Consider the following 19,533-nt stretch of genomic DNA (forward strand, 5'->3'; position numbering starts at 1 on the left):
ACGCGCATCTCAATCAGCAGTCAGGGTGCCCCGGAGAACCGGACGGCCACTCCTTCGGAGCCACTTGAGACAAGAAGCCATCAGCCACATCCGGCCCTCCCGGGCCGCTTAACAACTTACGGAGAAGTCATGACCGGCAGGGATCTCGCCCGCATCGCGCTGTTCGCAGCGCTCATCATTGCGCTGGGAATGGTGGTGGTGCCATTGCCGGGCGGCGTGCCCATCACTGGGCAGACGCTGGGTGTGATGATCGCCGGCGCCGTGCTCGGCGCGCGGCGGGGGAGCCTGTCGATCCTCCTGGTGCTGGTCCTCGCCGCCGTGGGACTGCCGGTGCTCGCAGGCGGGCGCGGCGGCCTCGGCGTCTTCGTCGGCCCGACCGTCGGCTATCTCATCGGCTGGATCGCCGCCGTCGTCGTCATCGGCCTCATCATGCGCACAGGGCCCCTCCGCTGGTGGCGCACCGGGCTTGCGACGCTCCTCGGCGGGATCGGGGCGGTGTACCTGTTCGGGATCCCGCTGCAGGCCCTCGTGCTGGGGATCGATCTGGGGCCGACGGCGCTGTCGTCGCTCGCCTTCCTGCCCGGAGACCTCATCAAGGCGGTCGCGGCGACCGTGCTCACCCTTGCGCTCGCCCGGGCGTATCCGCCCGCGTTCGGCGACGCTCCGGATCGCGGTCGCGAGCGGGTGCGGGAGCATGCGGCAGCCTGATACCGCCTGCCGCAGTATCGCCGTCGACGGCGTGTCCGTTCAGCGGGGCGGGCGGGAGATCCTCGCTGGCGTCGACGTCGCCCTCGATGCCGGGCGCATCGCGGTGGTGGGCCCGAACGGCTCCGGCAAGTCCACCTTCGCCCGGCTGCTCAACGGCCTCGTCGCACCGACCTCCGGCCGTGTGCGGGTGCACGGCATCGACGTCGCGCAGCGGACGTCCGAGGTGCGCAGGCGCGTGGGCTTCGTCTTCACCGATCCGCAGGCGCAGATCCTCATGCCGACCCCTGCTGAGGATCTCGCCTTCTCGCTGCGGGATCGCCCGCGCGACGAGAGACGCGAACGGGTGGCGGCAGCGCTCGGTTCCCACGGGCTCGCCGCGCACGCCGATGTGCCAGCTTCCGCGCTCTCGGGCGGGCAGAAGCAGTTGCTCGCCCTGGCATCCGTCCTCATCTCCGATCCGGCCGTGATCGTGGCCGATGAGCCGACGACCCTGCTGGATCTGCGCAACGCCCGCCGCATCGGCGACCTGCTGCTCGCGCAGGCGGCGCAGGTGGTGCTCGTGACCCATGATCTCGAGCTCGCCGCGCGATGCGATGTCGCGGTGCTCTTCGACGAGGGCCGGATCGTCGCGACGGACACGGCCGCGGACGTCGTCGCCCACTACCGGCGGATGCACGGATGATCCAGCTCTACGTGCCAGGCGACGGCCCTCTGCACCGGCTCGGCGCCGGAACGAAACTCGCCGCGCTGACGGTGAGCGCGCTGGCCGTCTCGCTCGCGCCGCACACGCCGTGGAGCATCGCCGGGGTGCTCATCGCCGTCATCGTGCTCTACGCTGGGGCGCGACTGCCGCTGAGGATCCTGGCGGGGGAGCTGTGGCGGCTGCGCTGGCTCGTCGTCGTGCTGGGCGGGGCGCTCGCGCTGTTCGCCGGGCCGGCGGTCGCGTGGATCAGCACCGGGCGTGTCGTCGCGATCGTGCTGCTGGCGGCCCTGCTCACCCTCACCACGCGCATGAGCGCCCTGCTCGGCGTGCTGCGACGCCTCATCGCGCCGCTGGGACGCTTCGGCGTCGACACGGAGTCGGCGGCGCTCACGATCGGCCTGACGATCACGATGATCCCCGTCGTGGTCGGCTTCGCCGCCCAGGTCGACGAGGCGCTGCGTGCGCGGGGCGCCCGGCCCGGCTGGCGCGCCGTCGTGCCGCTCATGGTCCGCACGCTGCGGCATGCCGACGACGTGGGCGACGCCCTGGCCGCGCGCGGGGCGGCCTGACAGGCACACCGGCGGCGCGCGGCTTATACTGGGAGGCTGGCCCGTCGGCCGCACTCCCACCCCGAACGAACGGACATCCCGCTGTGCTTGCCGTGCACGAACTCGAGATCCGCGTTGGCGCACGCCTGCTCATGGAGAACGTCTCCTTCCGCGTCTCCGATGGAGACAAGATCGGTCTCGTCGGACGCAACGGCGCGGGCAAGACCACGCTGACCAAGGTGCTCGCCGGTGATCTGCTGCCCTCCGGCGGCAGCGTCACGAGGTCCGGAGAGCTCGGCTACCTGCCGCAGGATCCCCGTTCCGGCGATCCGGAGATGCTCGCCCGCACCCGCATCCTCGACGCGCGCGGCCTCGGGAGCCTGGCGCTGGGCATGGCCGAGACGACGGTCGCGATGGGATCGGATGATCCCGTCATCGCCGAGAAGGCGATGAAGCGCTACGCCAGGCTCACCGAGCAGTTCGAGGGGCAGGGCGGCTACGCGGCCGAGGCCGAGGCGGCATCCATCGCCAACAACCTGTCGCTGCCCGATCGCATCCTCGACCAGCCGCTGAAGACCCTGTCCGGCGGCCAGCGCCGCCGCATCGAACTGGCGCGCATCCTGTTCTCGGACGCGGGCACCATGATCCTCGACGAGCCCACCAACCACCTCGACGCTGACAGCGTTGTCTGGCTGCGTGAGTTCCTGAAGAACTACAAGGGTGGCCTCATCGTCATCAGCCACGATGTCGAGCTCGTCGGCGAGACGGTGAACCGTGTGTTCTACCTCGACGCGAACCGCCAGGTCATCGACGCGTACAACATGAACTGGAAGAACTACCTCCGCCAGCGCGCGGCGGACGAGGAGCGGCGCAAGAAGGAGCGCGTGAACGCCGAGAAGAAGGCGACGACCCTGCAGCAGCAGGCCGCACGCTTCGGCGCCAAGGCCTCGAAGGCCGCCGCCGCGCATCAGATGATCGCGCGCGCGGAGAAGCTGCTCGCCGGGCTCGACGACGTGCGCCAGGAGGACCGGGTCGCGAAGCTCCGGTTCCCGAAGCCGGCGCCCTGCGGCAAGACGCCGCTCATGGCATCCGGGCTGTCGAAGTCGTACGGGTCGCTGGAGATCTTCACCGACGTCGACCTCGCGATCGATCGCGGCTCGAAGGTCGTCGTGCTCGGCCTCAACGGCGCAGGCAAGACGACGCTGCTGCGCATGCTCGCCGGCGTCGACCAGCCCGACACCGGTCAGCTCGAGCCAGGGCACGGCCTCAAGGTCGGCTACTACGCCCAGGAGCACGAGAATCTCGACGTCGGTCGGTCCGTGCTCGAGAACATGGTCTCGGCGGCTCCGCACATCACCGAGACCGAGGCCCGCAAGGTGCTCGGCTCGTTCCTGTTCACCGGCGACGACGTGCTGAAGCCTGCGGGCGTGCTCTCCGGCGGCGAGAAGACGCGCCTGTCCCTGGCCACGCTCGTCGTGTCCTCCGCGAACCTGCTGCTGCTCGACGAGCCGACGAACAACCTCGACCCCGCATCGCGCGAGGAGATCCTCGGCGCTCTGGCGCACTACGAGGGCGCGGTCGTGCTCGTCTCGCACGACCCGGGGGCGGTGCAGTCGCTGAATCCGGAGCGCGTGCTGATCCTGCCGGACGGCGTCGAGGACATCTGGAGCCAGGAGTACCAGGACCTCATCGAGCTCGCATAGCCCGCTCCTCTTCCTGTTCTTCCTGTTCTTCCGGTTCTTCCTGTTCTTCCGGCGAGAAACCACTTCCGTCCTGAGACACCCCCTGTGTGGTGGTGTCTCGACGCAGAAGTGGTTTCTCGGCGACGGTGGCGGACGGAGACGTCCGGGACGTCCTGGATGTGCGGCAAGCGACAGGGTTACCCACCGGGGTGAGAAACCACTTTCGACGCGAGACACCCCCTGTGCGGTGGTGTCTCAGGACGGAAGTGGTTTCTCGGCGAGGGCAAGAGGGCGAGGGAGACGGGGAGAGGGAGGGAGGGGGAGAGGGGGTCAGCGTGCGTCGAGGAGTTCGTCCTCGACGGCGGCGTCGCGGTCGCGGGTGCGGCGCGTGCGCGGGACCGTCGGTGCACCCTCGAGGTCCTCGCGGTGCTTCACGATCTCGGTGCGGATGACGTAGCCGATGAAGATGAAACCCATGATCGCGAACAGGATCCACTGGATCGCATACGACAGGTGCGGGCCGGGGTCGTCGGTGGGGGAGTCGAAGGCGCCGAGGCTGGGCGCTGCGGGGTCCTCGCTGACAAGCTCGCCGTAGGCGCTCGAGACGACATCGCCGCCGACGATCTCGGCGACCGCCGCCAGATCGATGGTCGGCACCTGACCAGGGGGAGCATCGCGGACGGATGCCGGGGCCTCGCCCTCGCGCAACCGCACGACGACCGTGGCCTCGCCATCAGGGGGCGCAGGCACCGCTTCGGGGGAGTCGCCGTCGCCCGGCGGCACCCATCCGCGGTTGATCACGAACACGCGCCCATCGTCCGTCTGGAACGGAACCAGCACCTCGAAGGCGTTCGTACCGCCGTGCGGGCGATTGCGGACAAGGAGCTGCTCGTCGACGAGGTACGACCCGTGCAGCGTGACGGGGTGCCACTCGTCGGCGGGGTCGAAGGCGCCGTCGGCCCCGATGAGCTCGTCCAACGGCACCGGCGCCGCGTCGTAGTTGCGTTCGACGAGGGCGATCTGCCCCGAGCGCCATTCGTTGCGCGCGAACTGCCACTGCGACAGGAACACGCAGGCGACCGCGAAGCCGATCGCGATGAGCACGTAGACGCCCCATCGAAGGAGGCGCCGACTCATGCGGGCGCCCCGTCGCGCACCGACACCGGGAAGTCGCGGGCTGCGAGGTAGTCGTGCAGGAAGGCGACGTGCTCATCGCACGCGAGCCAGATCTTCTCGCGGTCCGCCGCGTGGATGCGCGGGTTCCGCCACACCACGTGCATGGTCGCCGCGTTCCGGCATCCGGCCCGCGAGCACTCCATCGCACTCACCCGCGGTCCTGCCGGTCCTCATGGATCGTGAAGATCTGCGCCTCACCCTCATCGGGGGCGGGCTGCGCGGGGGCGGGCGCCTCGAGCTGCTGCACCGGCGATTCCGGGATGCTCTCGGTGCTGTCGCTTCCGGCGTTCGCGAAGACCACGGCGATGTAGGGGAGCACGGCGGCGGCGAGGCCGAAGGCCCAGGTGTACCACCCGTACGGCTGGACGAAGACCATCAGGGCGAAGCACGCCATGCGGATGCTCATCGTGATCACGTAGCGGCGCACGCGATGGTCCGCCTCGTCCCGCGGTGATTGCGGCAGCGAGGTGACGGCGGGCACGGCATGGTTGTTCTTCACGATGGCTCCAGCCTACGCCGCCGGGGCGGCTTCGGAGCCTTGCCGCGGCTCTCAGACCGGGGCTGTGAGGAACGGGATCGTGAAAGCGCCGAGGAGCAGGAGGCTGAGCACGAAGAAGGCGACCCCGGCGACGAGGATGCCGACGCCGATATAGCCGGTGATCAGACCGGTGATCGCCATCCCGCGGCCGGCGAGCACCGGGTTCTCCTTCGTCTGCCGCAGCGCCATGTGACCCGTGATCACCGCGACGAAGGAGGCGAGCACGGGCAGGAAGAGCCAGAAGAGCACCAGGCCGGAGAGTCCGCACACCAGCGAGGCGATCGCGAGGCCGCTGCTCGGACGCGGGATCGCATAGCCGATCGGGGCGTATCCGGGGTGCGCGGGGGAGCCCTGACCGTAGCCCTGCGGCGCGGCGATGGGGTACGCCTGCGGAAGCGGCGCGGCGGCCCGGTACGTCGGGGGCAGCGGCGTGACGGCCGGGTACGCCTGCGGCTGCGGTGCGGACTGCAGCGGCTGTGGAGGCTGCGCCGGAGAGGGGTACGAGCCGGAGTCATACGGGGGAGTGCTGTTGTCGCTCACGTCATGGCCTTCTTTCGGCTCCAGCGTGGCAACCGGACCAGCTGGTGTCAATGCCGCGGGGAGCCCGACGGCGGCATCCTCGATAGGATCGATCCGTCCCGGCCGTCGGCCGTGCCCGGCAGGATCAGGAGTGGAAATGAGTTCTCAGCGCGTCGTCCTCGTCACCGGAGGCAATCGCGGCATCGGCTACGCGATCGCCGAGCGCTTCGTGCGCGACGGGCACAGGGTGGCGGTCACCGCCCGCAACGGCCAGGGTCCAGAGGGGACGCTCACCGTGCGCGCGGACGTGACGGATGCCGCTGCGATCGATGCGGCCTTCACCGAGGTCGAGCAGCAGCTCGGACCGATCGAGATCGTCGTCGCGAACGCCGGGATCACCAAGGACACCCTGCTCCTGCGCATGAGCGAGGACGACTTCGACAGCGTCGTCGCCACCAACCTCGGCGGCGCCTTCCGCGTGGTCAAGCGTGCTTCGAAGGGCATGCTGCGCGCGCGCTTCGGACGTGTCATCCTCATCTCCAGCGTCGTCGGCCTGTACGGATCGGCCGGTCAGGTCAACTACTCGGCCTCCAAGAGCGCGCTCGTCGGCTTCGCCCGCTCGCTCACCCGCGAGCTGGGCGGTCGCGGTATCACGGCGAACGTCGTGGCTCCCGGCTTCATCGAGACCGACATGACCGCGGAGCTCCCCGAAGAGACCCAGAAGCAGTACAAGGCGAGCATTCCCGCCGGGCGCTTCGCGACCCCCGACGAGGTCGCGGCCGCCGTCGCCTGGCTCGCCGGCGACGAAGCGGGCTACATCTCGGGCGCCGTCATCCCGGTGGACGGCGGCCTCGGCATGGGGCACTGACGACGACGTCGACGGTCAGCGCGTCACCGCCCGGTCGATGAGCTCGGCGAGACGTTCCGGCACGGAGAACTGCGGCCAGTGCCCGCTGCCGATGCGCACGACTTCGCGGTCGGCGATCGCCGCGAACTCGTCGCCGTAGGAACCCCACTTCGCGAGCTCGGCGTCGAGCTGCGCCTGGTCCATCCACCCCATCAGCAGGGTCACCGGCACGCCGTAGCGGGCGCCGGCATCGCCGAGCTCGAGGGGGTCGGTCGGAACGCGCGCGGGAACGCTCAGCGCCAGCTGGGCGGTGCGCGTGCGCGTGACGTCGTCGAGGTCGGCGACGTCTTCGGGCGGGAAGAAGCCCCATCCGGGGAACGGCACCACGCCGTCGACGAGCTCGAACTCGCTGATGCCCGACCCGTTCGGCGGTGGCACCGTGTCGACGAAGACGACGCGCGACACGCGATCGGCGCGCGCGTCGACGACGGCCCAGGCGACGTTGCCGCCACCGCTGTGCCCGACCACCGCCACGGGCCCCTCGACGGCGTCGACCGCGGCGACGCCAGCGGCGACCCAGTCGGCTATGCCGATGTCGGCCGAGGCGGATGCCGGATCTCCCAGACCCGGCATCGTCAGTGCGTGCGCGCGGTGCCCGGCGGCCTGCAAGGCGGGAACCACAGCGTTCCAGCTGGAGGCGTCGAGCCAGAGCCCGGGGATGAGGATGATGTCCATGCCGATGACGATAGCCGGGGCATCCGACATCGGCTACGGCAGCAGCGCGATGACCTCGGCGAGGTCCTGCGGGCCGATGACGAGGCTCGCCGCCTCCCTGACGGCGGGCTTGGCGTTGAATGCGAGGCCGAGGCCGGCGGCATCCATCATTCTCAGGTCGTTCGCCCCGTCGCCGATCGCGATCGTGGCGCGAGCGGCGACCCCGAGCTCCGCAGCCCACGAGCGCAGGGAGGAAGCCTTGGCCGCGGCATCCACGATCTCGCCGTTCACGCGACCAGTGAGCGCGTCGTCGGCGATCTCGAGCCGGTTCGCGCGCCAGCGGTCGACGCCCAGCGCCGGCGCCACGTGGTCGAGGATCTCGTGGAACCCGCCGGAGACGACGCCCACGACGCCGCCGCGCTCGTGCACAGCCGCCGTGAGCTCGCGCACCCCCGGCGTCGGCCGGATCCGCGCGCGCACGCGCTCGAACGCATCGATCGGAACGCCTTCGAGCGCCGACACCCTCGAGCGCAGACTCGTCGCGAAGTCGACCTCGCCGCGCATGGCGGCCTCGGTGGCGGCCTGCACCTCGTCGCGGCGGCCGGCCTCATCGGCGAGGAGCTCGATCACCTCGTCGCGGATCAGCGTGGAATCGGCATCGAGGACGACGAGGAAGCGCGCGGTGGTCACAGGCACGAGCCTAGCGACCGCCGCGCGCTCCGCGTGACGGATGACGTCAGCGTCCGACGACGAAGCCCTTGCCGACGACGGTGATGCCGGAGTCGGTCACGGTGAAGCCGCGGGCGACGTCGCGCTCGCGGTCGACGCCGACCGTGGCCCCGTCTTCGAGGAAGACGTTCTTGTCGAGGATCGCGCGATGAACGCGCGCCCCCGCGCCGACGCGGACATGATCGAACAGCACCGAGTCGGTGATGGTCGAGCCTCCACCGGCGAGCGTCCACGGCCCGACGACGCTGCGCTCGAGGTGCGTGCCCGAGAGCACACTGCCGAGCGAGACGATGGAGTCGATCGCGTTGCCGATGCGCCCCACCGAGTCGCGCACGAACTTCGCGGGCGGGGAGTTGACGGCCTGCGAGTGGATCGGCCACTCCATGTTGTACAGGTTGAACACCGGGAGCGTGGAGATGAGATCCATGTGGGCGTCGAAGAAGGAGTCGATCGTACCCACATCGCGCCAGTAGGAGCGGTCGCGCGGCGAGGAGCCGGGGACCTCGTTCTGCTTCATGTCGTAGTAGCCGGCCTCGCCGCGTTCGACGAAGTAGGGGACGATATCGCCGCCCATGTCGTGGCCCGAGGTGGGCGACTCGCCGTCGGCCTCGACCGCGGCGATGAGCGCATCGGCGTCGAAGATGTAGTTGCCCATCGAGGCGAGCACCTCGTGCGGGGCATCCGGAAGCCCTTCGGGATCGGTCGGCTTCTCGAGGAACTGCTTGATGCGCCCCGATTCGGTGTCGGCGTCGATGACGCCGAATTGCGACGCCAGCGAGATCGGCTGACGGATGCCGGCGACCGTGGCCTTCGCGCCCGATGCGATGTGTGCCTCGAGCATCTGACGGAAGTCCATCCGGTAGACGTGATCAGCGCCGATCACGACGACGATGTCGGGCTTCTCGTCGTTGATGAGGTTCAGGCTCTGCAGGATCGCGTCGGCGGACCCGGAGAACCAGCGCTTGCCGAGGCGCTGCTGGGCCGGCACCGAGGTGACGTAGGAATCGAGCAGCGCCGACATCCGCCAGGTCTGGGAGATGTGCCGATCGAGGCTGTGCGATTTGTACTGCGTGAGGACGACGACCTGCCGGAGGCCGGAGTTGATGAGGTTGGAGATCGCGAAATCGATCAATCGATACTGTCCGCCGAACGGTACTGCCGGTTTCGCGCGATCGGCCGTGAGGGGCATGAGTCGTTTGCCCTCGCCGCCGGCGAGGATGATGCCGAAGATTTTCTTTGGTGCGGACATGGCTCCACCCTAGAGTGCGGATCGCTCGGTGTACTAGCGTTTCGCTCATGCGAGTCGAAATGATCACGAAGGAGTATCCGCCGGAGATCTACGGGGGTGCCGGAGTCCATGTCGCCGAGCTCGTCGCGGCCCTGCGTGAGCGCATCGACGTGCAGGTGCGCGCCTTCGGCGCACCGCGCGACGAGCCTGGCACGTTCGCCTACACGACCCCCGGTGCCCTCGCGACGGCGAACCCCGCCCTGCAGACGCTGGGCACCGATCTCGAGATCGCCGCGGCGATCTCCGGGGCGGACATCGTGCACAGTCACACCTGGTACGCGAACTTCGCCGGGCACATCGCCTCGCAGCTGCACGGCATCCCGCACGTGCTCACGGCGCACAGCCTGGAGCCGCTGCGTCCGTGGAAGGCCGAGCAGCTCGGCGGCGGCTATGCGGTCTCCAGCGGCATCGAGAAGCTCGCCTACGAGAACGCCGCTGCGGTGATCGCGGTCAGCGCAGGCATGCGCGCCGACATCCTGCGCAGCTACCCGAACGTCGACCCCGCACGGGTGCGCGTCATCCACAACGGCATCGATGTGGAGCGCTGGCGCCCCGTGCAGAACCCGGAGTTCCTCGCCTCCATCGGGATGGATCCGCAGCGCCCATCGGTGGTGTTCGTCGGCCGGATCACCCGGCAGAAGGGTCTGCCGTACCTGCTGCAGGCGGCGCGGAGGCTCCCCGCCGACGTGCAGCTGATCCTCTGCGCGGGCGCCCCGGACACCCCGGAGATCATGGCGGAGGTGCAGGAGGGCGTGCGGGTCCTGCAGGAGACGCGGGAAGGCGTCATCTGGATCGAGCGGATGCTGCCGCGCGATGAACTCTCGGCGATCCTCACCGCGGCGACCACCTTCGTCTGCCCGTCCGTCTACGAGCCGCTCGGCATCGTGAACCTCGAGGCCATGGCCTGCGGCGCCGCCGTCGTCGGCACCGCGACGGGTGGCATCCCCGAGGTCGTGGCCGATCGCGTCACCGGTCGGCTCGTGCCCATCGAGCAGGTGCAGGACGGCACCGGAACCCCTGTCGATCCGGAGACGTACGTCGCCGACCTCGCCGCGGTGCTCACCGAGGTGACCTCCGATCCCGCGCAGGCGCGCGAGTACGGGGCGGCAGGGCGGGAACGGGCGAAGCGGGAATTCAGCTGGGGCGCGATCGCAGACACCACGCGTGCGCTCTACGAGGAGTTGACGAACTGAGCCGATAGGCTGAACGCATGCTCAGCGCTCTGGAATTCACCGACGTCATCGTGCGCCGCGAGGGGCGCAACATCATCGATCACGTGACCTGGCAGGTGCGGGACGACGAGCGCTGGGCGGTGCTCGGACCGAACGGCGCGGGCAAGACGACCCTGCTCCAGCTCGCCGACACGCTGATTCATCCGACCGCCGGCACCGTGACGGTGCTGGGGGAGACGCTGGGGCGCACCGACGTGTTCGAGGTGCGCCCGCGCATCGGCTTCGCGTCCTCGGCGATGGCGAAGCGCATTCCGCGCGACGAGACGGTGCTGAACTCCGTGCTCACCGCGGCCTACTCGGTCCTCGGCCGGTGGAACGAGGAGTACGAGGGCATCGACGAGCGCCGCGCGATGCGCGTGCTCGCCGATTGGAAGCTCGACCATCTCGCCGAGCGGCTCTTCGGAACCTTGAGCGACGGCGAGCAGAAGCGCGTGCAGATCGCCCGTGCCGTGATGACCGACCCCGAGCTGCTGCTGCTCGACGAGCCGACGGCATCCCTCGATCTCGGATCGCGTGAAGAACTCCTCGCGCTGCTCGGCGGCTACGCCTCGTCGCCGACGACGCCGGCCATGCTCATGGTGACGCATCACGTCGAGGAGATCCCGGTCGGCTTCACCCACGTGCTGCTCCTCCGCGACGGCCGGGTCGTCGCCGCGGGGCCGATCGCCGAGACGCTGACGGCCGAGAACCTCACGGAGGCGTTCGGCATGCCCATCGTCCTCACCGCAGACGGCGGCCGCTACGCCGCCCGAGCGGCATCCTGAACCAGGTTCTGCTAAACTCGATCCTTGGTGCTCTCTGCACCGCAGACTTCCCCGACTCTGGCACAATCCAGGGCATCAGCTAAGGAATCCCATGAAGACTGACATCCACCCCGACTACCAGGCCGTCGTTTTCCGCGACCTCGGCTCGGGCGAGACCTTCCTCACCCGTTCGACCGTCACCAGCGACAAGACCATCGAGCTGGACGGCGTGGAGTACCCCGTCATCGACGTCGAGATCTCCTCGGCCTCGCACCCGTTCTACACGGGCAAGCAGCGCATCATGGACTCGGCCGGCCGCGTCGAGAAGTTCAACCAGCGCTTCAAGAACTTCGGCGGCTCCTCCAAGTAAGGGCTGCCACCGCGAAGGCCCCGCTCTCTTCGGAGATCGGGGCCTTCGTCGTTCCCGCATGCCGGGGTCGGCCGGCCTGGTCGTGCTCGGTCGCGCATGTGGTGGGGTGTGCTGGCGGGAGGTCGCCGGTGCTGTGACCGACGGCGGGAGTCGGTCACGCATGTGGTGGGTCACCACAGACCGGGCGCCGTTGGTGGAGACCTGCTCACTCGCGGACGTCGATGACGATGCGGTCTCCGTCGATCGCGCTCGGCGGATCGCCGGGAGACGGTGCGGGCGCGGTCCTGCGGGTCTGGCGGTCGCGCTCCATGCCGACCTCGTACGCCGACGGCATCCAGATCGCGTCGAAGGATCCGCCGAACCCGCCGCCCGCGTTCTCGTACTTCTTCTCGAGTGGCGTTTTCGAATAGGCGATCACGACGCCGACGATGACCGCGGTCGTGATCAGCAGGAGCACCGCGACGGTCACGAGGTATCCCAGCACGTCAGCCACGAACCCAGAATAGGCAGGCGCGGACGGCGGCGGCATCCCCCGCAGGACGGATCCTCAGCGGATGCGGCGACCGTGCGCGAGGTCGATCAGGCGCGGGAGCACGGGGCCTGCGCGCAGTCCGTTGTGCTCGTGCTCGCTGGTCAGCCAGACGTTCACCGCAGGCAGCAGCGCCGCGGTCTCCAGCGAGAACTCCATCGGCACGTAGACGTCGTTCGCGTGGACGGCGGCGGCGCCCGACGCCCCGGATGCCGCGATGGCGGCCGGGTCGTAGATCGTCGGCCAGGCGAACTCGGCGAGCTCGAGCGCGACGTCGCGCCAGGGCTGGAAGGCGGGGACGGTCTCGGTCCACTCGCGGCGGATGTGCTCCCCGGTGAACAGCGTGACGTCCTCGCGGAAGTCGGCGGGCTCCATCCGCTCGGCAGACCAGCGGGTGGCCTGGCCGTTCGCGTAGCTCGACTCGTGGAAGACGAAGTAGAGCGGGTTGCGTCCGCCGAAGGGGAGTGCGTGCGCGAGGTCGTGGCGGAACGCGTTCGACGACGGATCGCGCTCGAGCAGCGACCACACGCTCTGCCAGCCGTCGTCGGTGCCCAGTGCGGAGCCGACGGAGCGGAGGCGGGACGGAGAGACGACCTCTCCGTCTGGAAGCGTGAGGGAACCGTCATCCGCGAGGTCGACGAGGCGCCGCATGACGTCGCGGTGCTCGGGAAAGCGGCGGTAGTACCTTTCGGATGCTGCGCGCATCTTGTCGTAGCAGAGCGCGTAGACCTCGTCGGCCGACCGGGTCACGGTGCTGAGGCCGCCGGTGATGAACACCTTCTCGAGGGCGGCGGCGTCCGTCGACAGGTACGCCAGTGTCGTGAAGCCGCCGAAGGACTGCCCGAGCACGCTCCAGGTCTCCGCCTCCAGATGCTCGCGGAGCGCCTCGCAGTCGCGCACGATGGCGTCGGTGCGCAGGTGCGTGAGGTGCTCGGCGACGGCAGCCGCGCCGCGGTCGAGATCACTGTCGCCGACGGGGGAGGACAGGCCCGTGCCGCGCTGATCGAGCAGGACGACGCGGTAGTCGGCGAGGGCCTCGTCGAGCCATGCCGGAGACGTCGAGGAGTGGAAGGGGCGAGGGGCCTCGTGGCCCGGTCCGCCCTGGAGGAAGACGAGGAACGGAAGCGACTCGCCGCCCTCGCGCGAGACCACGCGCGCGAAGACGTCGATGGTGCGGCCGTCGGAGGGATCCGACCACACCAGGGGCAGGGTGAGCGTGTGCTCTTCGACGGTCAGATCCAGCATGCGACGGACAACGGTGCTCACCCGTCGAGCCTAGCGGCGGCCCGGGTGGGCCGCCGCTACATCACGTTGCCGATGTAGGAGTACTTGACGAACACCTCGGATGCGAGCCCCGACTCCTCGAGCACGCCCTGCACCGCATTCATCATGTAGTTCGAGTCCCACCCCATGTAGAGGAAGTGCGACTCGTCGAGCTCGTCCCACTGGCCCTTCCAGGCCATCTCGCCGTAGATCGGCCCGCCGTGCTTCGCGCAGTACGACAGTGCGGCCTCGCGGGTGTCGGTCCAGGCGCGGCGCATCACACGGTTGAAGAGGTACTTGACGTCGGGGACCTCCCACCGCTCGCCGCGGTACTCGACGTAGTCGAACTCGCGCTCCCAGCCGGCCGGCCAGCCGCGTCGGCGCACGGCATCGAGGATGGGCGTGAGCCCGTCGTCGTCGATCTCCGGCAGGGCGGGGCGCGCCCAGATGCGCAGCAGGTCCTGCGTCAGACGCACGGTGCGCTGGGAGATGGCCGACGACGTCCACGCCGCGACCGATTCGAGCTCGCGCGTAGCCGGCACCCGGCTGCGCGCGTAGGCCTCGGCACGCTTCACCGGGAACGGGGCGCCGAAGACGCGCTCGGCGAGTCGCGGCTCGAGGAGGGTGAGATTGCCGAGGGTCGGGGCGAGGGCGCGCAGGCTGTTCTGCTCGTCGTCGCTGTACTCCGACCAGGAGCGGATGCCGTCGCCGGACCAGGTGTCGCCCGGCACGGCCGGCACGAGCTTCTCGACGTCGAAATCGGCGGGCTCGTCGACGCCAGCGAGACGTCCGAGCACGTAGGCCGGATGCGGCAGCTCGCTGTACTTGAGGACGGCGCTGACGCGCTCGTCCGACGGTGTGATCCGCGCGATCGCCCTGGCGAGGGCATCCCGGCCCTCGGCCCTGGCCCGGCAGAGGCGGGCGACGAGCCTTTCATTCGGGAGGTTCACCAGGGTGCGTCGCAGGTAGAGGGCCTGGATCCACTCCAGGGTCTCGATGAGCTCCTCGCGCCCGATGACCCCGCGGGCGTGGTCGCTGTACACGCTCATGACGAGCGGGTAGGCCGCACGGCCGAAGGTGTTCACGAAGCGGAGCTGCTGCGCAATGCCGGCATCCGCTTCCTTCGACGGGTCGAGCAGGATGCCGTAGATCTCGGCATAGTGACGCCACACCTCGGCATCGGCCTGCAAGTGCTCGACATCGAGGCGCGGGAACGACTGCCGGAACGCGCTGTACACGCCGTGCTCGCCGTTCGCCGCCACCTCGCGACCCGTCGTCATCACGAGGTAGTGCCGCCAGAACGCGCCGATCGCCTCGCCGGTGTGCTGTTCGATGGGCAGCCAGAAGCGGGCCTCGACGTCGAGCTGCTCTGCGTGCGTCAGACCCATCAGGATGTAGTTGTGGATGAGCTCGTGATCGCGCAGCGGCTCGCCGGTGGAGTTGAGGCTCTCGAAGATCTGCTGAGCGTTGGCCTCGGCCCCGAGAGTGATCGACACGTGCTCGAGGCGCTGCAGTCCGCGCCAGATGCGCGGCACCTCGTCGACCTGGATCTGGCTGCGGAAGAAGGCGTAGTTGTCGTCGAAGCGCGACTCGCGGTCGACGCCGGCGCGACGATCGAGCACGACCGACTCGTAGAGGTCGGCCCAGGCGTCGTGGGGGCGCAGGCGCGTGCGCGACGTGTCGTCGTCACGGACGAGCACCCGCTGGAGCTCGGTGGCCAGCGCTGGATCGTCGGCGCGCACGGCATGCTGAAGGGCGGCGACGAGGAGCATGAGAGTGGTGATGCGCTGCTGGCCGTCGATGAGGATGAGATCGTCTCCTGCCGACGATTCGTGCGCGGACAGGATCGATCCGATGAAGTGGCGGTGCCCTGCATCCTCGTCGGCGACGGCGCGGACGTCGGCGAGAAGGCGCTCGCATCCGCCGATGTCCCAGCGGTACTGGCGCTGGTAGACGGGCACGACGATCGCGGTGGAGCCGGCGGAGAGCCACTCGATCGTGTTGACAGCGGTTGCCTCGACGTTGGTGGCAGTGCTCATGCGAAAAAGTCTATGCGGATAAACCCGGCGTCCCTTCGGGGCGCTCCGAGGGAGCCCTGTTAGGCTTGCCTTATCAGGGCCTGTTAAAACGTGCTGGCCCCCGATGAGAGGATCTGGTTCAGATCATGGGATACATCAAGTCCGCCGCCCTCGAAGACAAGGGCTTCGTCGTCCTCGACAGCTATGGAGGGGAGATGGACCCTCGCGAGTGGCTCGACATCGAGTACGTCGACTGGAAGTCCTCGGGCGACACCCGCTTCGCGCCGCTGGCGAGCGCGAAGGGCGAGATCGAGTGCAACGGCTTCTGGAACCACAAGCCGCCGCGCACCGACAAGGACGGCGTCTGGATCGACTCGCAGACGGCGATCGCGCCGACCCTGACCGCTCGCGCCAAGGAGCCGGGCGCCAACGTCGGGCGCTGCCGCATCATCGAGCTGCAGCCCACCCCGTACGGCGAGTGCCTGTACAACCTCCACCAGGACGACAACAACCGCCTGAACCCCGACGGCACCGGATGGGTCGTGCGCGGGTTCTTCAACCTCACCGACGACAAGGACAGCTACTTCGTCCTGCGCGAGAACCGCACCGACCCGAGCATCGAGTACCGCATCGCCCTTCCGGCCGGCGCGCAGCTCATCGTCGACACCCAACGTCTGTGGCACGCTACCACGCACAACGGCACAGAGCCGCGCTACTGCCTGATCACCTCGTGGGAGTCGGGCCCTGAGCTCGACGCCTACATCGAGAAGTACCACGGCACCGACCAGCACGAGCAGGTCGAGGTCGCACAGGAGGTCCTCGAGGCCGGCTACGCAGAGCAGGCGCAGCGCGACGCAGCCCGTGCCGCGTACTACGCGGCCAAGGGTCAGCAGGTCAAGCAGGCGATGAGCGAGGCTTGATCCTCTGACGGGTCGCTGAGCCTGTCGACGCGCACGAAGGCGGAAATCACATCCTTGTGATTTCCGCCTTCGTGCGCCAGAATGGGCGCATAACCGCATATCCTCGCCACTTCGTTATCCAGGTTCGTTGGGGAAGACGCACCTGATGAAACGGAGAGATCATGGCGACGCCTTACGCACGCGGAGTGGTTTTCATCCACTCAGCGCCTCGCGCGCTCTGCCCGCACCTCGAATGGGCGGTGGGACGCGCTATCGGGCGCGCCGTGAACTTCGACTGGGCCGATCAGCCCGTGCTCGACGGAGCCCGCCGCGCGGAGTTCTACTGGGACGGACCTGTGGGCACCGGCGCCGCTCTGGCGACCGCCATCCGCGGCTGGGAGCACCTGCGCTTCGAGGTCACCGAGGATCCGACGCCGCGCAGCGACGGCGGACGATGGATGCACACCCCTGATCTCGGCATCCACTACGCCCAGACGGACGCCGCGGGCAACGTCGTGATCGGCGAGGACCGCATCCGCTACGCGATGGAGATCGCGGCGGGCAACGCACTCGAGCTGCAGCGTGAGCTGGACATCGCTCTCGGTTCAGCCTGGGACGAGGAGCTCGAGCCGTTCCGGCACGCGAGCGACGACGCCCGCGTCGTCTGGCTCCACAAGGTGGGATAGCCGACGCGGGAGAGGGCCTGGAGGGGAAGGCGTGAGTATCGGATGCCGGTGAGTCGCCCCGGACGCTGAGAAGACGTATTCCATTCCAACGACGAGAATCCCGCCTCTGCGGAGGCGGGATCCTCTCGTGTCCGCCGTTGCCGTCCCCGCCCGCTCAGATGACCGCCGTGCGGGGCAGCAGCTCGGCCTTCATGGTCGCACCGTCGTGGATGGCGTCCCAGGCGCGACGGAATCGGCTCATGGCTTCCGTCATGCGATCGGGGGTAAGCGTGATTGGGATGCGGATGCGGCGCTCGAGCACGCCGCCCGTCGAGAAACGGGGGCCGGCCGGCAGGACGAGGCCGTGCTCGCGCGCGGCCAGCGACAGGCGCGTCGACACCGGGGTGCCGAGGTCGATCCAGCTCGACAGGCCGCCGTTCGTCGTGGGCATCGTGAGTCCGCTCTCCGCCAGCCCGGCGGCGGCCGCGGCCCGTCCCTCTCTCAGCCGGGTGCGGACGTGCTCGATCAGCGCGGGCATCTCGCCTAGCAATTCGACGGCGATGCACTGCTCCAGCAGCGCGGTGCCGAGGTCGAACGACGCACGCGCGAGCACGAGTCGATCGATGAGGGTGCGATCGGCCCGCACCCAGCCGATCCGCATTCCGCCCCAGGCGATCTTCGACATCGATCCCACGGTGATCGCGTGCGGGCTGAACGCCGCCATCGGCAGCGGCGCCCAGCCGCGGTCGATGTCGAGCTCGGCCGTGGTCTCGTCCACGATGAGATGCGTGCCGGTGCTGCGCGCGGTCGTCGCGATGCGGGAGCGCTCGGGGTCGGTGAGGGTGGCCCCTGTCGGATTATGGAAGTCGGGGATGAGGTAGGCGACATGCGGGCGCCAGCGCAGCAGGGTGTCGGTGAGGTGACGGTGGTCCCAGCCGTTCTCATCGACGGGTGTCGGCAGCATCCGGTATCCGTGGAAGCGCAGCGCCTCCAGCGCGTGCGGGAAGGAGGGCTGCTCGACGAGGGCCTGCTCGCCCCGACGCCCCAGCGCCGTGAGCACGAGGTGCACCGCGTTGAGGGCTCCGGAGGTGATCATGATCTCGTCGGGGGAGGTGTCGATGCCGCGCTGCGTGAAGCGGGCGGCCACCGCCTCGCGCAGTTCCGGCATCCCGCGGAGGGAGTACCCGCTCGTCCCGCGGAGGGCGGCGAGCCGGGGGAGCGCGCGCACCGTCGCGTCGTAGAGCCCTGGCGTGGAGCCCATCGATGCGATCGAGAGGTCGATGGCGGACTCGTCGGGGTGCGCAGGGGACGAGGCGCCGGAGTGGGGGAGCGAGACGCGCGTGCCGCCGCCGTGCACGCGGCTCACGTAGCCGTCGGCTTGAAGCTGGTCGTACGCCCTGGTCATCGTCGAGCGAGAGCGCCGCAACTCGAGCGCCAGCGACCGCTCGCTGGGCAGGCGCTCGCCCACGGTGAGGCGGCCGTCGAGGATGAGGGCGCGGATGTGCTCGGCCAGCTCGGCGGCGGTCGCGCCCGCGACGTTCTGCGCACCGAGCTGTTCGACGAGACGGGAGGTCATCGCTCCATGATGCCCCAAAAGTGGACTGCGAGGGGCAGGCCACTTTCTGTGCAGTGGTCCCGCAGCAGGGGGTGTGCGAGGCGAGAGCATTGCTGCATGCCCTCTCTGCCGATCTTCCTGCCCGTCACCGCGACGAGCCGTCGCGATCTCGTCGAGCGCCTCCTGCAGCTGCTGATCGGACTGTTCCTCTACGGCGCGGGCCTCGGCCTCATGATCCGCGGCGGGATCGGCGTCGCCCCCTGGGACGTGCTGTCGGTGGGGATCGTGAATCGTACCGGTCTCGCGTTCGGGTTGGTGACCAACCTCATCGCCGTCGGCGTGCTGCTGCTATGGATACCGCTGCGGCAGCGCGTCGGGCTCGGAACGGTGCTCAACGCGCTGATCGTCGGTCCCGCCGCCGACCTCACGCTCTCGGTCGTCCCGCCGATGCCGTCGATCTGGATCGGTGCGGCGGTGTTCCTCGCCGGCCTCGTGCTGGTCGCCTTCGCGACCGGCCTCTACATCGCGGCCGCGTTCGGGCCGGGACCGCGCGATGGGCTGATGACAGGGCTCGTGCGACGGACGGGATGGCCGGTGTGGGCGGTGCGCACGCTCATCGAGGGTTCCGTGCTCGTCATCGGCTTCCTGCTCGGCGGGCCGGTCGGCGTCGGGACCGTCATCTTCGCGTTCGGCGTCGGCCCGCTCATCGGCTGGTTCCTGCCGTCGATCACGCGGTGGCGCACACGGCGCGGTGAGCGATTCGCCGTGCGCGACTGAGCACGCCGTCGCGACGAACCCCCGGTTTCG

At 69.4% G+C, this 19,533-nt stretch carries 22 protein-coding genes; 11 read left to right on the plus strand and 11 right to left on the minus strand.

Going from position 1 to position 19,533, the window contains the following annotated elements:
* Nucleotides 1-129 precede the first annotated feature (129 nt).
* The 4 genes from QM568_RS04720 (at nt 130) to QM568_RS04735 (ending at nt 3,662) form a co-directional block, all read left to right on the plus strand.
* Nucleotides 130-708 carry a biotin transporter BioY gene (locus QM568_RS04720; protein WP_415136338.1) on the plus strand — a complete coding sequence of 193 codons (579 nt, stop codon included), beginning with the start codon at nt 130-132 and terminating at the stop codon, nt 706-708.
* Complete coding sequence (locus QM568_RS04725; RefSeq protein WP_415136340.1) at nt 695-1,390, plus strand: energy-coupling factor ABC transporter ATP-binding protein; 696 nt, start codon at nt 695-697, stop codon at nt 1,388-1,390. Before QM568_RS04720 ends, QM568_RS04725 begins: the two co-directional genes overlap by 14 nt.
* Nucleotides 1,387-1,980: an energy-coupling factor transporter transmembrane component T family protein gene (locus QM568_RS04730; RefSeq protein ID WP_415136342.1), complete on the plus strand. Its 594-nt coding sequence runs from the start codon at nt 1,387-1,389 to the stop codon at nt 1,978-1,980. The genes QM568_RS04725 and QM568_RS04730 overlap by 4 nt, the downstream gene beginning before the upstream one ends.
* Nucleotides 1,981-2,063: 83 nt before the next feature.
* Nucleotides 2,064-3,662 carry an ABC-F family ATP-binding cassette domain-containing protein gene (locus tag QM568_RS04735; protein WP_415136344.1) on the plus strand — a complete coding sequence of 533 codons (1,599 nt, stop codon included), beginning with the start codon at nt 2,064-2,066 and terminating at the stop codon, nt 3,660-3,662.
* A gap of 309 nt (nt 3,663-3,971) precedes the next feature.
* Here QM568_RS04735 and QM568_RS04740 read toward each other — a convergent pair whose 3' ends face one another.
* From QM568_RS04740 to QM568_RS04755, 4 genes are read right to left on the minus strand one after another with little or no spacing between them, the layout of a single operon-like run.
* Nucleotides 3,972-4,778 (minus strand): SURF1 family protein, encoded by an 807-nt coding sequence (locus QM568_RS04740; RefSeq protein ID WP_415136346.1) that lies wholly within the window; start codon nt 4,776-4,778, stop codon nt 3,972-3,974.
* Entirely contained in the window at nt 4,775-4,960 is a 186-nt protein-coding gene (locus QM568_RS04745) for a hypothetical protein (RefSeq protein ID WP_415136376.1), read from the minus strand. The genes QM568_RS04740 and QM568_RS04745 overlap by 4 nt, the downstream gene beginning before the upstream one ends.
* Before the next feature lie 5 nt (nt 4,961-4,965).
* Nucleotides 4,966-5,316 (minus strand): DUF3099 domain-containing protein, encoded by a 351-nt coding sequence (locus tag QM568_RS04750; protein ID WP_415136348.1) that lies wholly within the window; start codon nt 5,314-5,316, stop codon nt 4,966-4,968.
* A 51-nt stretch (nt 5,317-5,367) separates the two neighbouring features.
* Entirely contained in the window at nt 5,368-5,895 is a 528-nt protein-coding gene (locus QM568_RS04755; RefSeq protein WP_415136350.1) for a DUF4190 domain-containing protein, read from the minus strand.
* Nucleotides 5,896-6,031: 136 nt separating this feature from the next.
* Between QM568_RS04755 and fabG the strand changes: the two genes are divergently transcribed.
* Nucleotides 6,032-6,742, plus strand: a complete 711-nt coding sequence (gene fabG, locus QM568_RS04760; protein ID WP_415136352.1) for a 3-oxoacyl-ACP reductase FabG — start codon at nt 6,032-6,034, stop codon at nt 6,740-6,742.
* A 15-nt stretch (nt 6,743-6,757) separates the two neighbouring features.
* Here fabG and QM568_RS04765 read toward each other — a convergent pair whose 3' ends face one another.
* From QM568_RS04765 to glgC, 3 genes are read right to left on the minus strand one after another with little or no spacing between them, the layout of a single operon-like run.
* Nucleotides 6,758-7,456 carry an alpha/beta fold hydrolase gene (locus tag QM568_RS04765; protein WP_415136354.1) on the minus strand — a complete coding sequence of 233 codons (699 nt, stop codon included), beginning with the start codon at nt 7,454-7,456 and terminating at the stop codon, nt 6,758-6,760.
* 33 nt (nt 7,457-7,489) lie between these two features.
* The gene (gene serB / locus QM568_RS04770; RefSeq protein WP_415136356.1) at nt 7,490-8,125 is read right to left on the minus strand and encodes a phosphoserine phosphatase SerB; all 636 of its coding nucleotides are present in this window, start codon (nt 8,123-8,125) and stop codon (nt 7,490-7,492) included.
* Nucleotides 8,126-8,171: 46 nt separating this feature from the next.
* Complete coding sequence (gene glgC, locus QM568_RS04775; protein WP_415136358.1) at nt 8,172-9,413, minus strand: glucose-1-phosphate adenylyltransferase; 1,242 nt, start codon at nt 9,411-9,413, stop codon at nt 8,172-8,174.
* Between the two features lie 47 nt (nt 9,414-9,460).
* Between glgC and glgA the strand changes: the two genes are divergently transcribed.
* The 3 genes from glgA to QM568_RS04790 all read left to right on the plus strand — a co-directional run bounded on the left by glgA (nt 9,461) and on the right by QM568_RS04790 (nt 11,797).
* Nucleotides 9,461-10,645 (plus strand): glycogen synthase, encoded by a 1,185-nt coding sequence (glgA, locus tag QM568_RS04780; protein WP_415136360.1) that lies wholly within the window; start codon nt 9,461-9,463, stop codon nt 10,643-10,645.
* Nucleotides 10,646-10,662: 17 nt separating this feature from the next.
* Nucleotides 10,663-11,448 (plus strand): ABC transporter ATP-binding protein, encoded by a 786-nt coding sequence (locus QM568_RS04785; protein ID WP_415136362.1) that lies wholly within the window; start codon nt 10,663-10,665, stop codon nt 11,446-11,448.
* A 91-nt stretch (nt 11,449-11,539) separates the two neighbouring features.
* A complete protein-coding gene (locus QM568_RS04790) occupies nt 11,540-11,797 on the plus strand; it encodes a type B 50S ribosomal protein L31 (RefSeq protein WP_067246295.1) in 258 nt (85 codons plus the stop codon).
* Nucleotides 11,798-12,002: 205 nt separating this feature from the next.
* Here QM568_RS04790 and QM568_RS04795 read toward each other — a convergent pair whose 3' ends face one another.
* The 3 genes from QM568_RS04795 to QM568_RS04805 are packed head-to-tail and all read right to left on the minus strand — an operon-like array spanning nt 12,003 to nt 15,628.
* Complete coding sequence (locus QM568_RS04795; RefSeq protein ID WP_415136364.1) at nt 12,003-12,290, minus strand: hypothetical protein; 288 nt, start codon at nt 12,288-12,290, stop codon at nt 12,003-12,005.
* Nucleotides 12,291-12,344: 54 nt separating this feature from the next.
* Entirely contained in the window at nt 12,345-13,571 is a 1,227-nt protein-coding gene (locus QM568_RS04800; protein WP_415136378.1) for an alpha/beta fold hydrolase, read from the minus strand.
* A gap of 56 nt (nt 13,572-13,627) precedes the next feature.
* Nucleotides 13,628-15,628 (minus strand): DUF262 domain-containing protein, encoded by a 2,001-nt coding sequence (locus QM568_RS04805; protein WP_415136366.1) that lies wholly within the window; start codon nt 15,626-15,628, stop codon nt 13,628-13,630.
* Nucleotides 15,629-15,753: 125 nt separating this feature from the next.
* Here QM568_RS04805 and QM568_RS04810 point away from each other — a divergent pair, with 125 nt between their 5' ends.
* Together QM568_RS04810 and QM568_RS04815 are read left to right on the plus strand one after the other, a co-directional pair.
* Nucleotides 15,754-16,527 carry a hypothetical protein gene (locus QM568_RS04810; protein ID WP_415136368.1) on the plus strand — a complete coding sequence of 258 codons (774 nt, stop codon included), beginning with the start codon at nt 15,754-15,756 and terminating at the stop codon, nt 16,525-16,527.
* A 161-nt stretch (nt 16,528-16,688) separates the two neighbouring features.
* Nucleotides 16,689-17,192 carry a DUF3145 domain-containing protein gene (locus QM568_RS04815; protein ID WP_415136370.1) on the plus strand — a complete coding sequence of 168 codons (504 nt, stop codon included), beginning with the start codon at nt 16,689-16,691 and terminating at the stop codon, nt 17,190-17,192.
* Nucleotides 17,193-17,346: 154 nt separating this feature from the next.
* On the opposite strand, the gene QM568_RS04820 is transcribed toward QM568_RS04815, so the two are convergent.
* Nucleotides 17,347-18,747: a PLP-dependent aminotransferase family protein gene (locus tag QM568_RS04820; protein WP_415136372.1), complete on the minus strand. Its 1,401-nt coding sequence runs from the start codon at nt 18,745-18,747 to the stop codon at nt 17,347-17,349.
* Between the two features lie 96 nt (nt 18,748-18,843).
* On the opposite strand from QM568_RS04820, the gene QM568_RS04825 reads away from it, so the two are divergent.
* Complete coding sequence (locus tag QM568_RS04825; RefSeq protein ID WP_415136374.1) at nt 18,844-19,503, plus strand: YczE/YyaS/YitT family protein; 660 nt, start codon at nt 18,844-18,846, stop codon at nt 19,501-19,503.
* Nucleotides 19,504-19,533: the final 30 nt, after the last annotated feature.

The sequence above is a fragment of the Microbacterium sp. genome, assembly GCF_047607465.1.
Lineage (GTDB): Bacteria > Actinomycetota > Actinomycetes > Actinomycetales > Microbacteriaceae > Microbacterium.

Bases quoted from the DNA above. Each gene is read 5' to 3' on its own strand.
- QM568_RS04810 (WP_415136368.1), top strand. From the start codon at position 15,754: ATGGGATACATCAAGTCCGCCGCCCTCGAAGACAAGGGCTTCGTCGTC.
- QM568_RS04820 (WP_415136372.1), bottom strand. From the start codon at position 18,747: ATGACCTCCCGTCTCGTCGAACAGCTCGGTGCGCAGAACGTCGCGGGC.
- QM568_RS04815 (WP_415136370.1), top strand. From the start codon at position 16,689: ATGGCGACGCCTTACGCACGCGGAGTGGTTTTCATCCACTCAGCGCCT.
- QM568_RS04790 (WP_067246295.1), top strand. From the start codon at position 11,540: ATGAAGACTGACATCCACCCCGACTACCAGGCCGTCGTTTTCCGCGAC.
- QM568_RS04800 (WP_415136378.1), bottom strand. From the start codon at position 13,571: ATGCTGGATCTGACCGTCGAAGAGCACACGCTCACCCTGCCCCTGGTG.
- glgA (WP_415136360.1), top strand. From the start codon at position 9,461: ATGCGAGTCGAAATGATCACGAAGGAGTATCCGCCGGAGATCTACGGG.
- QM568_RS04725 (WP_415136340.1), top strand. From the start codon at position 695: ATGCGGCAGCCTGATACCGCCTGCCGCAGTATCGCCGTCGACGGCGTG.
- glgC (WP_415136358.1), bottom strand. From the start codon at position 9,413: ATGTCCGCACCAAAGAAAATCTTCGGCATCATCCTCGCCGGCGGCGAG.
- QM568_RS04745 (WP_415136376.1), bottom strand. From the start codon at position 4,960: ATGGAGTGCTCGCGGGCCGGATGCCGGAACGCGGCGACCATGCACGTG.
- QM568_RS04720 (WP_415136338.1), top strand. From the start codon at position 130: ATGACCGGCAGGGATCTCGCCCGCATCGCGCTGTTCGCAGCGCTCATC.
- QM568_RS04825 (WP_415136374.1), top strand. From the start codon at position 18,844: ATGCCCTCTCTGCCGATCTTCCTGCCCGTCACCGCGACGAGCCGTCGC.
- QM568_RS04805 (WP_415136366.1), bottom strand. From the start codon at position 15,628: ATGAGCACTGCCACCAACGTCGAGGCAACCGCTGTCAACACGATCGAG.
- QM568_RS04765 (WP_415136354.1), bottom strand. From the start codon at position 7,456: ATGGACATCATCCTCATCCCCGGGCTCTGGCTCGACGCCTCCAGCTGG.
- QM568_RS04730 (WP_415136342.1), top strand. From the start codon at position 1,387: ATGATCCAGCTCTACGTGCCAGGCGACGGCCCTCTGCACCGGCTCGGC.
- QM568_RS04785 (WP_415136362.1), top strand. From the start codon at position 10,663: ATGCTCAGCGCTCTGGAATTCACCGACGTCATCGTGCGCCGCGAGGGG.
- QM568_RS04740 (WP_415136346.1), bottom strand. From the start codon at position 4,778: ATGAGTCGGCGCCTCCTTCGATGGGGCGTCTACGTGCTCATCGCGATC.
- fabG (WP_415136352.1), top strand. From the start codon at position 6,032: ATGAGTTCTCAGCGCGTCGTCCTCGTCACCGGAGGCAATCGCGGCATC.